This window comes from Duffyella sp. Ts4, from assembly GCF_051851875.1.
Lineage (GTDB): Bacteria > Pseudomonadota > Gammaproteobacteria > Enterobacterales > Enterobacteriaceae > Duffyella > Duffyella gerundensis.
On record NZ_JBLYPN010000001.1, the window covers coordinates 229,954 to 242,817 of the forward strand.

Consider the following 12,864-nt stretch of genomic DNA (forward strand, 5'->3'; position numbering starts at 1 on the left):
GTTTACTGCCCAATTGCCTCCATCGCCTGCTGAATACGCTTCTCTGAAATTGGAAAAGGCGTGCCGAGTTGCTGCGCGAAATAACTGATGCGCAGCTCTTCAATCATCCAGCGGATCTCTTCCACGTCGCTGTCATGACGTCGCGTTGCTGGCAGCTTATTCAGCCAGCTCTGCCTCGCCTGCTCCATCGCCTGCACTTTCAGCATGCGCGCGCGATCGCTGTGCGGATCCACCGGCAGCTTTTCCAGCCGACGTTCAATGCCGTGCAAATAACGCAACGTATCGCCCAGCCTTTTCCAGCCGTTGCCGGTCACAAACCCGCGATACACCAGGCCGCTCATCTGCGCCTTGATATCCGACAATGCCAGTGCCATGGTCATATCGACCCGTCCTTTCAGGCGTTTATTGATGTTAAACACCGCGGTAAGAATCTGCTCGACCTGTTTAGCAATCTCCACCACCGTATCGTTAAGCTCACCGCGTACCTTTTCATGCAGCCGCTCAAACTCTGCGGCTTTCCAGGTTGGGCCGCCAAAGTCGGCAATCAGCTTGTCGATGCCGCAGGCGATGCAGTCGTCGATCAGCTCCAGCACTTTGCCATACGGGTTGAAATAGAGACCCAGCTTCGCCTTATTGGGCAATTTTTCATGCAGGTATTTCACCGGCGACGGCACGTTTAACAGCAGAAGACGGCGCTGCCCCTGCCACATCGCCTGTTGCTGATCGTGTTCGTTATCAAACAGTCGAATGGCGACACTCTCTTTCTCGTCCACCAGCGCGGGCCAGGCTTTCATCTTGTAGCCGCCCCGTTTCTGCTCGAAGTGATCCGGCAGGTCGCCAAAGCTCCAGATATGCAGGCCACTCTGTTCCAGGCCATCATCGGCCACCAGCGACAGCGTTTCCTGCACCTTCTCTTTCAGGCTCGCCTTCAGCGCGTTGAGATCTTTGCCCTCACGCAGCTTGCGATTATGCTCGTCCACCACGCGGAAGGTGATTTTCAGATGATCGGGTACCTGATCCCATTGCCAGGCGTCCCGCTCAATGGTCACGCCGGTCATGCGGCGGAACTCGCGCTCCAGCGCATCCAGCAGCGGCATCTCCATCGCCGTGACGCGCCCCAGAAAGGCGTCGGCGTAATTAGGCGCAGGCACCAGATTGCGTCGTACCGGTTTTGGCAGCGATTTAATCAACGCGACGATCAGCTCACGCCGCACGCCGGGGATCTGCCACTCAAAGCCCGCTTCTTCCACCTGATTCAGCAGCGGCAGCGGAATGTGCACGGTCACGCCATCGGCATCGGCGCCGGGTTCAAACTGGTAGCTGAGCTTCAGCTTGAGATTGCCCTGATGCCAGAAGTTAGGGTAATCGAGCTGGCTAATGTTGCCTGCGCCCTCTTTGATCAGCATCTGTTTGTCAAAGTTGAGCAACTCTGGCGTCTCGCGGCTCGCCTTTTTCCACCAGCTGTCAAAGTGTCGGCCCGACACCACATGCTGCCCGATACGCCGATCGTAAAAGGCAAACAGCGTTTCATCATCGACCAGAATGTCGCGGCGGCGGGATTTGTGCTCCAGATCTTCGACTTCACTGCGTAATTTCTGGTTGCTGCGGAAGAAGGCGTGGCGGGTTTGCCAGTCACCTTCCACCAGCGCATGGCGAATAAACAGCTCGCGTGACAGCACCGGATCGATGCTGCCGTAGTTAACCTTACGGGCCGCGACGATCGGCAGGCCATACAGCGTCACCTTTTCCGTGGCCATTACCGCGCCCTGGGCTTTTTCCCAGTGCGGTTCGCTGTAACTGCGTTTGATCAGATGCTGCGCCAGCGGCTCAATCCATTCCGGATCGATGCGCGCCGCAATACGGCCCCACAGGCGGCTGGTTTCAACCAGCTCGGCCACCATGGTCCACTTCGGCGGCTTTTTAAACAGCGCAGAGCCCGGAAAAATCGAAAAGCGGGCGTTACGCGCGCCGGTGAATTCCTGCTTTTCGGCATCCTTGAGGCCGATGTGCGACAGCAGGCCGCTCAGCAGCGCCAGATGGATTTCGCGGAACGGCGCAGGCTCGCTGTTCACCGGCATGCCCAGCTCACGCACCACCTGCCGCAGCTGAGTATAAATATCCTGCCATTCCCGCACGCGCAGGTAGTTGAGGTAATCGACTTTGCACTGGCGGCGGAACTGATTGCCGGAGAGCGATTTTTGCTGCTCCTGCACGTAGTTCCACAGATTAACCCAGGCCAAAAAGTCCGACTCTTTATCGGCGAAGCGGCGATGTTTTTCATCGGAGGCCTGCTGTTTATCCGCCGGCCGCTCGCGCGGATCCTGAATGGACAGCGCGGCGGTGATAATCATCACCTCGCGCACGCAGCCATATTTCTGCGCCGCCAGCACCATGCGCGCCAGGCGCGGATCCACCGGCAGCTGCGCCAGCTGGCGGCCATCTGGCGTCAGCGTATAGCGCTGATCGTCAACCACCTCAATCGCGCCCAGCTCTTCCAGCAGGCGCACGCCATCCTGAATATGCCGCTTATCCGGCGCCTCAACAAAGGGAAAGGCGCTGATGTCACCGAGGCCCAGCGCGGTCATCTGTAAAATCACCGACGCCAGATTGGTGCGTAAAATTTCCGGATCGGTAAATTCCGGGCGGTTATTGAAATCTTCTTCGGCATAGAGGCGAATACAGATGCCTTCGGAGACGCGTCCGCAACGCCCTTTACGCTGGTTAGCTGATGCCTGTGACACCGGCTCAATCGGCAGGCGTTGCACCTTGGTACGGTAGCTGTAGCGGCTGATGCGTGCGGTGCCGGGATCGATAACATACTTAATGCCCGGCACGGTCAGCGAGGTTTCCGCGACGTTGGTCGCCAGCACGATGCGACGGCCGCTGTGCGACTGGAAAACCCGGTTCTGCTCGGCATTAGAGAGCCGCGCGTAGAGCGGTAAAATCTCGGTATGCGGCAAATCTCGACGGTTCAGCGCGTCGGCGGTATCGCGAATTTCACGCTCACCGCTCATAAAAATCAGGATATCGCCGCGACTTTCGTTGCCCAGCTCATCAACGGCATCAAAAATGGCCTGTAGCTGATCGCGATCGCCCTCGTCGCTCTCTTCGCTGACCGGACGATAGCGTACTTCTACCGGATAGGTGCGGCCCGAGACTTCCACCACCGGCGCATTGTTAAAGTGGCGCGAAAAACGCTGCGGATCGATGGTTGCCGAGGTAATGATCACCTTTAAATCGGGACGGCGCGGCAGCAGCTGACGCAGATAGCCGAGCAGGAAATCGATGTTCAGGCTGCGTTCATGTGCTTCATCAATGATGATGGTGTCGTACTGCATCAACAGGCGGTCCTGCTGGATTTCTGCCAGCAGAATACCGTCGGTCATCAGTTTTACCTGGGTGGTTTCACTGACCTGATCGTTGAAGCGCACCTTATAGCCGATGCAGCCGCCGAGCGTGGTCTCCAGCTCTTCGGCGATGCGGTTGGCGACCGTGCGTGCCGCCAGTCGGCGCGGCTGCGTGTGACCGATCAGCCCTTTAATTCCGCGCCCCAGCGACATACAGATTTTAGGCAGCTGCGTGGTTTTGCCGGAGCCGGTTTCACCGGCCACAATCACCACCTGATGATCGCGAATGGCATCGGCAATCACCTGCTGCTTTTGGCTGACCGGCAAATTTTCCGGGAAAGTGATACGCGGCGTGGCCGCGCGGCGCTGGGCAACCCGCTGTTCCGCCTGGGCAATCTCAGCGGCCAGTGTTTCAGCGATATCCTGCTGCGCAGCGCCCTGTCTGGCTTTTTTAGCGCCCTGCAACCGGCGCATCAGTCGCTGGCGATCGCGCAGCATCAGGTTGTCCAGCCGGGGCATTAGCGCAGAAAGTTGGGCGTGCTGTGAATCTGAAGACATAGTTATATTTACCTGGTCGGCGCGGCGCCGGCTAACGTGCCGCCTGTTACTGACGGCTGAGATGCATTGTTTTGCCACGCATTTTAGCACAAAGCGAAAGGGGCAGGTTTAAGCGGATGTTGTTCAATAAATTCGAACATAGCTCTCGAAATATTCAACTTTCACTGGCAGAAGTTTGTCCCTAAAGTGTACTGCATTGAGCGGATATCCCTCCGCGTAAAACAGGAAACAGACATGAGCAAAGTATTGGTTCTCAAATCCAGCATTCTTGCCGGTTATTCGCAATCAAGCCAGCTGGCTGATTTCTACATTGAGCAGGCTAAAAGCAACGGCGATGATGTCACCGTACGCGATCTGGCTGCTAACCCGATTCCGGTGCTGGATGGTGAACTGGTTGGCGCATTACGCCCTTCCGACGCCGAGCTGAGCGCACGTCAGCAGGAAGCGCTGGCGCTGTCCGATGAGCTGATTGCTGAACTGCAGGCACATGACGTGTTTGTTATTGCGGCACCGATGTACAATTTCAACATCCCGACGCAGTTAAAAAACTATTTTGACCTGGTGGCTCGTGCAGGCGTGACGTTCCGTTACACCGAAGCGGGCCCGGAAGGCCTGATCACCGGCAAACGCGCGATTATCATCTCCAGCCGCGGCGGGATCCACAAAGACACCCCAAGCGATCTGCTGACCCCTTACCTGAAGCTGTTCCTCGGCTTCCTCGGCATCGCTGACGTTGAGTTCGTTTTTGCGGAAGGCATCGCGTACGGTCCGGAAGTGGCAGCTAAAGCCACGGACGACGCTAAAAAATCATTAGAACAGCTTGCTACCGCTTAATTTTTCGCGCTAACACCGCACAGGGACAACCGGCCATTTTCTGGCCGGTTTTTTTTCGCCTGTCAGTCGGCGCCTTTACGCAGCCACTGGCCGTTAATGCCGCGCACGTATTCACCCGCCGCCGCCCGCTGCACCAGCTTTTCGCCCGCAATGCGCGCTACCTCATCGCGGCTAAGGTGATTTTGATCGGCCAACCGCTGATAGTGTTCCCGTCGGCCATCGTTAATGCGTGCCACCAGCGCCTGCGTCTCGGCATCGTCACGCACCGCAGCGAGATAGCCGCTGAAGGTTTCCCCGACCCGTCCCTGCTGCCGCCCCTCTTCCAGCGTCAGTGACCATGCGGCGGGCGTCAGCAGCAGGCCAGCAATCAGCAGTGCCCAGGAGGTTCTCAAAACAGATCGCTCTGATTTTTCAGCAGCGCCTCCACGTCTTTATCCACCTTGATGTGGATCTCATGCTCGATTTTCACATTCATGTTAATGGTGATCGGCTCTTTTGGTGCCGCCACTTCGATACGCGGAATGCAGCCGCTGAGCAGAACCAGCGCGGGCAGGCAGCCGAGTACGTAAACAAACAACCTCATGGTGAATTTTCCTTTTGCGTGGGCAAGCTGGCGTGCTGCTCAATCCAGGATTGCAAGTTATCGCCAAAGCGCAGGCTTCGCCACAGCTGGAACAGATTTTCCTGCTGTTGATAACTGAGATTTACCCGCTGATCGCGGTTACTGAAACGGCTGGTGCCCTGCACCTGCGCGCCGAGCCGGGCGTTGCCCAGATTATCCAGGTTCAATGTCGCCCAGGCGCGCGAAATTTCCATGTAGCGCAGCCAGTCAATCGCTGCCCCGGCGGCGATATTATTGCTGGCGATAGCATCAGCCATATCTTTATCCATCCGCAGCGTCAGATTGCCACTGTTGGCAATCCACCCCTCTTTCACCAGCCATTGCGGATGATTGAGCCACAGCGGCAGCTCGCCGTTGATGCGGCCCGACAGCGCAATTTGCTTGGGTTTAATCGCGGTGATCAGTTCACTGAGGCTAATCGCCTGTAGCTTGAGCACCGCTGCTCGCCGCTGCGGCAGACGCAAGCTGGCCATGCTGACCTGGCCGCCCAGCAGATCGACGCTGAGATTTTGCAGCGTTAACGGCCGCGCCTCATTAAAGGGATACCAGCCCTGAAGCTCAGCATGGATATTTTTCAGCGTGAACTGGTTTTCAATAGCGGCAATTTGCAGGCTGACCGGACGGCGGGCACCAAACTGCCACTGCTGCGCCCTCAGCCGAAACGGCAGGGAAAAATCGACGCCGCTGATGCGATTATCGGGCGTCCAGACGCCGCCATCTTTCACCGCCCAGTGCCCGCCCGCCTCAAATCCCTGATCGGCGGCGGCCGAAAACGCCACCTGCGCGCGCAGCGTACCGCTGTTGATTTTCATTTTCAGATCGGGGCTAAGCAGCGGTTGAAACACGCTCAGCGGCTGCGTCGGCCACCACGCCTGTCCGCGCAGCCGGCTACCATCCCAGCGCCCGTTGACGCTGACCGGGCCAATATTCTGCGCACGCAAAGCGCCTTTAAACTGAAAGCGGGCCGGATCGCTGCCTTTGAGCGCCAGCTCCAGCTGTGACGGCGGCAGGTAGCCACCGCTGGTAAAGCGGGTTTCCTGAGCATCCAGCCTGACGGCCCCCGAAAACGCCGGCTTTTCAGCATCGCGCTGCCAGCGGATGGGCTGCGTCATGGTAAGGCGCGGCGCACGCACAGTGGCCAGACCGTAGCTCAGCTGGTCGAAGCCGGTTGAGAGCCTGTCCAGCGTGATCAGCGTCTCCTGCCAGCTGCCGGTGCCGCGCACATCCCATTTGGCGGCCAGCGGCGCCAGTTCGCCCTCGCCCCAATATTTCCATAACCAGCGGCCTTTATCGGGCCAGAATCCGCGGGCACCGCCGTCGAGATGTAGGCTGAAGCGGCCGAAGCTCGGATCGTGCGCCTTGAGGATCGCCTGCAGGCGCCCATTGACGCCCTGCGATGAGACGCTGACACCGGCCAGCGGCCAGCGTGCCTCGTCCACCTCCAGCGTCGACAGCAGCCGTCCCCGCATGCGCAGCAGCGCGCCGGGTTTGAGCTGCAGCAGCGGATCGGCGAGCGGCCCAACCAGCACGCCGGGCAGCGCGGCAAAAAACTGCAGCGCGGCCAGCTTCATGTCGCCGGTGAGCTGAAACGGCAACTGGCTGTTAAGCAGATCCAGATGGCCCGGCCCAAAACTCAATACCGCATTACCTTTGCCACCGCGCCCCTGCGTCAGCACGTTCAAACGGCCGTCGATCGTGGTGGCGGCCAGCCCTTGCTGCCAGTCGCTCAGCCGCAGGGCAACATTGCCCGCCAGCGGCTGCGTCGCCCACGGCCAGCGCCACTGCCCCCCGTCAATCACGATCTCGCGGTTATCGGCTCGCCACGGCAGCGTCAGCAGCGGCGTTTTATCCTGTGCGGTGCTGAGCAGCAGCGTGCCCTGCTGACCCTGCCAGTGCAGCGCGGCGTTGAGCGGCTCAGGCGCAGCATTAAGCGCCAGCCTGGCCTGTAATTCGCCATCGACCGGCAGGCCGGTAAGAAATTTTCCGAGGTTTAGCTGGCCGCTAAGGGTCAGCGGCGCGGCGGCGGCGATCAGACTCAGCTCATCGACCTTTAGCGTCTGACCGCTGAGGCTGGCATGCAGGCGCAGGTTATCGCCCTGATAATCGATGTGTTGGTGCTGTGCGCTCAGCGCCAGCGTCAGACGCCCGGCAAACTGCTGCCACGGCAAAACGGTGAGCTTATCGAACTGCACATCCGCCGCGGGCAGCATCGCCTGCCATTCAGCCAGTGAGCGTGGCGCGTCCGCGTTCTCCTGCTGCGGCAACCGATCAAGGCATTGGGTGTTGATCTCTACGTCAGCAGCATGCAGCTGCCAGCGATGTTCATGCCAGCCCAGCGAGGCTTGTTTGATCTCAGCCAGCTGGCAAGCCTGCGCATGGTAACGAACCACCGGAAAGAACAGCGCGCCGTCATGCCAGCGCAGATTGCCAGCCAGTTCAATGCGCGTGTCGTCGGGTAGCCAGAAGCCCGCCAGACGCGGTAACCATTGCCCGGTAGTCAGCAGCAGCCCGAGCACCAGCAAAATCAGCGCCAGTATCGCTGCCAGAAAAATCTTTAACGCCCGCGTCATGGCAATAACAACCCTGTTTTCCGGTGGGAAATCCTGTGGCAAATGATGGCATGTTCATCGATTAGGGTGAAGTATTTCCCCTTTCGTCTGTGGCCGAAAACGTTTTATGCTGAGCAGCCGTTATTATGACCCTACTATTCAGGCTACACTGAGACCATCAACCAGAGGAATCAGCGATGAAATTAGCGGTTTACAGCACCAAACAGTATGACAGGAAATACCTGGCACAGGTTAACGAGCGCTACGGTTTTACCGTAGAGTATTTCGATTTTCTGCTCAGCGAAAGCACGGCTAAAACTGCCGTGGGGTTTGATGCGGTGTGCATTTTCGTCAATGACGATGGCAGCCGTGCGGTACTGGAAGAGCTGGCCGAGCTGGGCGTGAAGGTTATCGCGCTGCGCTGCGCCGGTTTCAACAACGTCGATCTCAAGGCAGCGGAGGAGCTCGGTCTGCAGGTGGTACGCGTGCCGGCCTATTCACCGGAAGCGGTGGCCGAGCATACTATCGGTATGATGATGACGCTCAACCGGCGTATTCATCGCGCTTATCAACGCACGCGCGACGCCAACTTTTCTCTGGAAGGCCTGATCGGCTTTAATATGCACGGCAAAACCGCAGGGGTGATCGGCACCGGTAAAATCGGCCTGGCCACGCTGCGGATTTTAAAAGGGTTTGGTATGCGCCTGCTGGTTTCCGACCCCTATCCGAGCGCTGCTGCGCTGGAACTGGGCGCGGAATATGTTGATGTCGCCACGCTGTTTCGCGAATCCGACGTTATCAGCCTGCACTGTCCGCTGACAGAAGATAACTATCACCTGCTTAATGAAGCGGCGTTCAGTCAGATGAAAGATGGCGTGATGATCATTAACACCAGCCGTGGTGCGCTGATCGATTCACAAGCGGCCATTGATGCGTTAAAGCAGCAGAAAATCGGCTCGCTGGGCATGGATGTCTATGAAAATGAGCGCGATCTGTTCTTTGAAGATAAGTCGAACGACGTGATTCAGGATGATGTGTTTCGTCGCCTGTCAGCCTGCCACAACGTGCTGTTCACCGGCCACCAGGCCTTTCTGACCGCGGAAGCGCTGATTGCGATTTCGGAAACCACGCTGAATAATTTACAGCAGGTTACCGCGGGCGAAATTTGCCCCAATCTGGTCAAGGCGTAACCACAACGGCGGCCGCAATGCCGCCTTTTTGTTAACGGGCGCAGCGACCGCCGACCAGCGCACCTTCATCGCAACGACGGCCATTTGCCAGCTGGCACATGCCCACCCGCGAACCATCCAGCTGATGGGAAAAGGCCAGCGTTCCACCGGCGCTATTGCAGTTGGTTTCCGCTAGTGAGGACATCACAACGCTGGGTTGAATATGGGCTGCGGTGGCTTGTTGCGGTGGTTCGTTGTCGTTGTCAACGTCGCTGCTGCAGCCAGAAAGCAGCAGAGCGGCGCCGACAAGCAGAGTAATCGCTGCTTTCATGTATCGGGCTCCGGGAGAGAGAAAAGAGGACGCCTGAGCAGAATATGTCACCTTCTCCATCCGGTCGAGGGCTGACATGATTTTTTACCAAATTAGTTGCCGACAAAATGCAATCGGCCAGCTCTTATTTCACATCCAGGTCCGCATTTGAGTGACACTGTCACCATAAGGCATTTCGCTCAGGGCGTGGTAAAATGAACAGATTATGAAAACCCAAGGAGAACATCATGAGTGATAAAGCGATTGTGATTGTCGCCAAGTTTATGGCGCAACCGGGTAAAGCGGACGAGCTGAAAAAGGTGCTGAGTGCCGGTGTACCGGGAAGCCGGGCCGAAGATGGCAACGTACATTACGATCTCTATCGCAGCGTGGAAGATGGCAACGTCTTTCTGTTTCACGAGCGCTGGAAAAGCCAGCAGGCAGTGGATGCCCACGGTGAACAGCCGCATTTCAAAACGCTGATGGAGCGCTCAGCGCATCTTATTCAACAGCCGCCTGAAATTACGCTGTTTTAAGCGGTAGTCGGGGCGCCTGGCGCCCCGCTTTTCTTATTTACTGCAGCAGCATGGCGCGACAGGTTTTTCCTTTGATCTTGCCCTGCTTGAGTTTAATCAATGCCTGTTTAGCCTGTTTTGCGCTGATGGCCACGTACGCGTGAGTCGGTGTCAGATCAATCTTGCCAATATCAGCAGCATCCACACCCGCATCACCCGTCAGCGCGCCTAAAATATCGCCCGCTCTGATTTTCGCCTTGCGCCCACCATCAATGCACAGCGTCATCATTTTTGCTGGCAACGCTTTGATCGGCTGGTTCTTCAGGCTGGCAGCATCGCTCCACGTCAGCGGCTTTTGCAGATAATCTTCCAGCGCATGCGCGCGCACCATCTCATCCGGCGCGACAAAACTCACCGCTTTACCTTCTTCACCGGCGCGTGCGGTACGACCAATGCGGTGCACGTGCACTTCCGGATCGAAAGAGAGCTGGAAGTTGACCACCATCGCCAGTGATTTGATATCCAGCCCGCGTGCCGCAACGTCGGTTGCGACCAGCACGCGAATGCTGCCGTTGGAAAAGCGGATCAGTACCCGATCGCGATCGCGCTGTTCGAGGTCGCCGTGCAGCGCCAGCGCGTTGATCTCTTTGCTGTTGAGCATCGCCGCGACGTCGTCGCATTCGCGTTTAGTGTTACAAAACACCACGCAGGATGAGGGCTGTTCACTGCTTAACAAGCCGAGCAGCAGCGTGATTTTGTCGCGGCTGCCCACTTCATAAAAGTGCTGTTCAATTACCGGCAGTTCGGTGACATCTTCTGTGGAAACCGCCAGCGCATCGCGTTGAAAACGGGCGCTGATCGCCACAATGTCCTGCGGCCAGGTGGCAGAAAACAGCAGCGTCTGGCGCGACGCAGGCGCGTGGCCAATGATCGCATCCATGTCGTCACGGAAACCCATCTCCAGCATACGGTCAGCTTCATCCAACACCAGCGTACGCAGCTGAGACAGATCCAGCGATTCGCGCTTCAGATGATCGAGAATACGGCCAGGCGTGCCGACCACAATGTGCGGTGCATGCACCAGCGAATCGCGCTGGGCGCCCATCGGCTGGCCGCCGCACAGGGTAAGAATCTTAATATTGCGGGTGAAACGGGCCAGACGGCGCAGTTCATTGCTGACCTGATCCGCCAGTTCACGGGTAGGACAGAGCACCAGCGCCTGGGTCTGATAGATCGTGGTGTCGATCTGCTGTAACACGCCCAGCCCAAATGCTGCCGTTTTACCGCTGCCGGTTTTTGCCTGCGCACGCACGTCGCGCCCTTCAAGGATCGCGGGCAGCGCCGCCGCCTGAATAGGCGTCATGGCGTCGTAACCCATTTCACGGAGGTTATCGAGTTGGCTGGCAGGAAGTTGGGTCAGGGTAGAAAAAGCAGTCACGGGAGATTCTCATTAACAGGCAGATTTGCGGCTGTCAGTCTGGCAGAAAGTCAGGCTGACAGCAATTCTGATGGCCGGTTGACGGGTGGTGCCGATAAAATAATTACCGCGGCTGGCTAACATTCCGTGCCCTTTTCCGTCTCAGCGGCGATTAGCCTAAAATCGCACTGGAAATTAGCACGCTAATCCGTACCATACGGCCAGAGAATCCTTTCCACTGGCCCGAGGCCAGTATGCGTGCAACAGGCCCGAGACATCCGTGACCAGTCAAAAAGAGCAGTACAACCTCAATAAACTTCAGAAGCGCCTGCGTCGTAACGTTGGCCAGGCGATTGCCGATTTCAATATGATTGAAGAAGGCGATCGCATCATGGTCTGTCTTTCCGGCGGCAAAGACAGCTATACCATGCTGGAGATCCTGCGCAATTTACAGCAGAGCGCGCCGGTGAACTTTTCGCTGGTGGCGGTCAATCTCGATCAAAAACAGCCTGGCTTCCCGCAACACATTCTGCCGGAGTATCTGGATAATCTTGGCGTTGAGTACAAGATTGTCGAGGAAGATACCTACTCCATCGTCAAAGAGAAAATTCCGGAAGGCAAAACCACCTGTTCGCTCTGTTCTCGTCTGCGCCGCGGCATTCTCTATCGTACCGCGACCGAACTCGGCTGCACGAAAGTGGCGCTGGGCCATCATCGCGATGACATTTTACAGACGCTGTTTCTGAACATGTTTTACGGCGGCAAACTCAAAGGCATGCCGCCTAAGCTGATGAGCGACGACGGCAAACAGATCGTTATCCGCCCGCTCGCCTACTGCCGTGAAAAAGACATCATTCGTTTTGCCGAAGCGCGTCAGTTCCCGATCATTCCGTGCAACCTGTGCGGCTCGCAGCCAAACCTGCAGCGCCAGGTGGTGGCTGATATGCTGCGCGACTGGGATAAGCGTTTTCCTGGCCGCATCGAGACCATGTTCAGTGCCATGCAGAACGTGGTGCCCTCGCATCTTGCCGACGGCAACCTGTTTGATTTTAAAGCGCTGCAGCATGGCGATCCGATCGTTGACGGTGGCGATATCGCCTTTGACCGCGAAACACTACCGGTACAGCCAGCGGGCTGGCAGCCGGAAGATGGCGACGATGCGTTGCCTGAGCGTTTGCCGGTGATGGAAATCAAATAAACGCCAGCAATAAAAAAGGGCACCTGCGGGTGCCCTTTTTTTTGCTCACATATGTGGCGGCGGATCGAGAATGGGATCCGGATCGCTGGGTGAGGGATCGGGCATCGGTTGCGGTGTTGGAATGGGATCGGGAATCGGCGTTGGGTCAGTTGGGACCGGATCGGAAGCGCGAATAAATGGCATGTCCTTCTCCTGTAATCAATGAGGATGCTGAGGCGCCAAAGCGCACGGGGCATCAGATAACACCCTTTAAGCGTAGGCCAAATTCAGCGATCCTGGCGCGCAGGCAAAAAAAAAGCCGGCGTTAAGCCGGCACATCAAGCATCGAAAGGTGCTATGCAGTAA

11 protein-coding genes are annotated in these 12,864 nt (G+C 57.5%); 4 read left to right on the top strand and 7 right to left on the bottom strand.

Annotated elements, in window-relative coordinates; all coding sequences use genetic code 11:
- Positions 1 to 2: 2 nt before the first annotated feature.
- Entirely contained in the window at positions 3 to 3,905 is a 3,903-nt protein-coding gene (gene hrpA / locus ACJY2L_RS01060; protein WP_439212097.1) for an ATP-dependent RNA helicase HrpA, read from the bottom strand.
- Between the two features lie 234 nt (positions 3,906 to 4,139).
- Here hrpA and ACJY2L_RS01065 point away from each other — a divergent pair, with 234 nt between their 5' ends.
- Complete coding sequence (locus ACJY2L_RS01065; RefSeq protein WP_067430818.1) at positions 4,140 to 4,739, top strand: FMN-dependent NADH-azoreductase; 600 nt, start codon at positions 4,140 to 4,142, stop codon at positions 4,737 to 4,739.
- 62 nt (positions 4,740 to 4,801) lie between these two features.
- Here the strand turns inward: ACJY2L_RS01065 and ACJY2L_RS01070 are convergent, their stop codons facing one another.
- The 3 genes from ACJY2L_RS01070 to ACJY2L_RS01080 are packed head-to-tail and all read right to left on the bottom strand — an operon-like array spanning position 4,802 to position 7,931.
- Positions 4,802 to 5,131 (bottom strand): YdbL family protein, encoded by a 330-nt coding sequence (locus tag ACJY2L_RS01070; protein WP_439212098.1) that lies wholly within the window; start codon positions 5,129 to 5,131, stop codon positions 4,802 to 4,804.
- A complete protein-coding gene (locus tag ACJY2L_RS01075) occupies positions 5,128 to 5,322 on the bottom strand; it encodes a YnbE family lipoprotein (protein WP_067430824.1) in 195 nt (64 codons plus the stop codon). Before ACJY2L_RS01075 ends, ACJY2L_RS01070 begins: the two co-directional genes overlap by 4 nt.
- Positions 5,319 to 7,931 (bottom strand): YdbH family protein, encoded by a 2,613-nt coding sequence (locus ACJY2L_RS01080; RefSeq protein ID WP_439212099.1) that lies wholly within the window; start codon positions 7,929 to 7,931, stop codon positions 5,319 to 5,321. The genes ACJY2L_RS01075 and ACJY2L_RS01080 overlap by 4 nt, the downstream gene beginning before the upstream one ends.
- Before the next feature lie 176 nt (positions 7,932 to 8,107).
- Between ACJY2L_RS01080 and ACJY2L_RS01085 the strand changes: the two genes are divergently transcribed.
- The gene (locus ACJY2L_RS01085; protein WP_067430831.1) at positions 8,108 to 9,100 is read left to right on the top strand and encodes a 2-hydroxyacid dehydrogenase; all 993 of its coding nucleotides are present in this window, start codon (positions 8,108 to 8,110) and stop codon (positions 9,098 to 9,100) included.
- Positions 9,101 to 9,131: 31 nt separating this feature from the next.
- Here the strand turns inward: ACJY2L_RS01085 and ACJY2L_RS01090 are convergent, their stop codons facing one another.
- Complete coding sequence (locus tag ACJY2L_RS01090; protein ID WP_067430834.1) at positions 9,132 to 9,410, bottom strand: putative hemolysin; 279 nt, start codon at positions 9,408 to 9,410, stop codon at positions 9,132 to 9,134.
- A gap of 227 nt (positions 9,411 to 9,637) precedes the next feature.
- Here ACJY2L_RS01090 and ACJY2L_RS01095 point away from each other — a divergent pair, with 227 nt between their 5' ends.
- Positions 9,638 to 9,925 carry a putative quinol monooxygenase gene (locus ACJY2L_RS01095; protein WP_067430837.1) on the top strand — a complete coding sequence of 96 codons (288 nt, stop codon included), beginning with the start codon at positions 9,638 to 9,640 and terminating at the stop codon, positions 9,923 to 9,925.
- Positions 9,926 to 9,962: 37 nt separating this feature from the next.
- On the opposite strand, the gene dbpA is transcribed toward ACJY2L_RS01095, so the two are convergent.
- Positions 9,963 to 11,342, bottom strand: coding sequence for an ATP-dependent RNA helicase DbpA (gene dbpA / locus ACJY2L_RS01100; protein ID WP_439212100.1), 1,380 nt, complete (start codon positions 11,340 to 11,342; stop codon positions 9,963 to 9,965).
- A 259-nt stretch (positions 11,343 to 11,601) separates the two neighbouring features.
- On the opposite strand from dbpA, the gene ttcA reads away from it, so the two are divergent.
- Positions 11,602 to 12,519 carry a tRNA 2-thiocytidine(32) synthetase TtcA gene (ttcA, locus tag ACJY2L_RS01105; RefSeq protein WP_187487716.1) on the top strand — a complete coding sequence of 306 codons (918 nt, stop codon included), beginning with the start codon at positions 11,602 to 11,604 and terminating at the stop codon, positions 12,517 to 12,519.
- Positions 12,520 to 12,564: 45 nt separating this feature from the next.
- On the opposite strand, the gene ynaL is transcribed toward ttcA, so the two are convergent.
- Positions 12,565 to 12,702 (bottom strand): proline-rich small protein YnaL, encoded by a 138-nt coding sequence (gene ynaL / locus ACJY2L_RS01110; RefSeq protein WP_439212101.1) that lies wholly within the window; start codon positions 12,700 to 12,702, stop codon positions 12,565 to 12,567.
- Positions 12,703 to 12,864 lie beyond the last annotated feature (162 nt).

Bases quoted from the DNA above. Each gene is read 5' to 3' on its own strand.
- ACJY2L_RS01085 (WP_067430831.1), top strand. From the start codon at position 8,108: ATGAAATTAGCGGTTTACAGCACCAAACAGTATGACAGGAAATACCTG.
- ynaL (WP_439212101.1), bottom strand. From the start codon at position 12,702: ATGCCATTTATTCGCGCTTCCGATCCGGTCCCAACTGACCCAACGCCG.
- hrpA (WP_439212097.1), bottom strand. From the start codon at position 3,905: ATGTCTTCAGATTCACAGCACGCCCAACTTTCTGCGCTAATGCCCCGG.
- ACJY2L_RS01075 (WP_067430824.1), bottom strand. From the start codon at position 5,322: ATGAGGTTGTTTGTTTACGTACTCGGCTGCCTGCCCGCGCTGGTTCTG.
- ACJY2L_RS01065 (WP_067430818.1), top strand. From the start codon at position 4,140: ATGAGCAAAGTATTGGTTCTCAAATCCAGCATTCTTGCCGGTTATTCG.
- ACJY2L_RS01080 (WP_439212099.1), bottom strand. From the start codon at position 7,931: ATGACGCGGGCGTTAAAGATTTTTCTGGCAGCGATACTGGCGCTGATT.
- ACJY2L_RS01095 (WP_067430837.1), top strand. From the start codon at position 9,638: ATGAGTGATAAAGCGATTGTGATTGTCGCCAAGTTTATGGCGCAACCG.
- ACJY2L_RS01090 (WP_067430834.1), bottom strand. From the start codon at position 9,410: ATGAAAGCAGCGATTACTCTGCTTGTCGGCGCCGCTCTGCTGCTTTCT.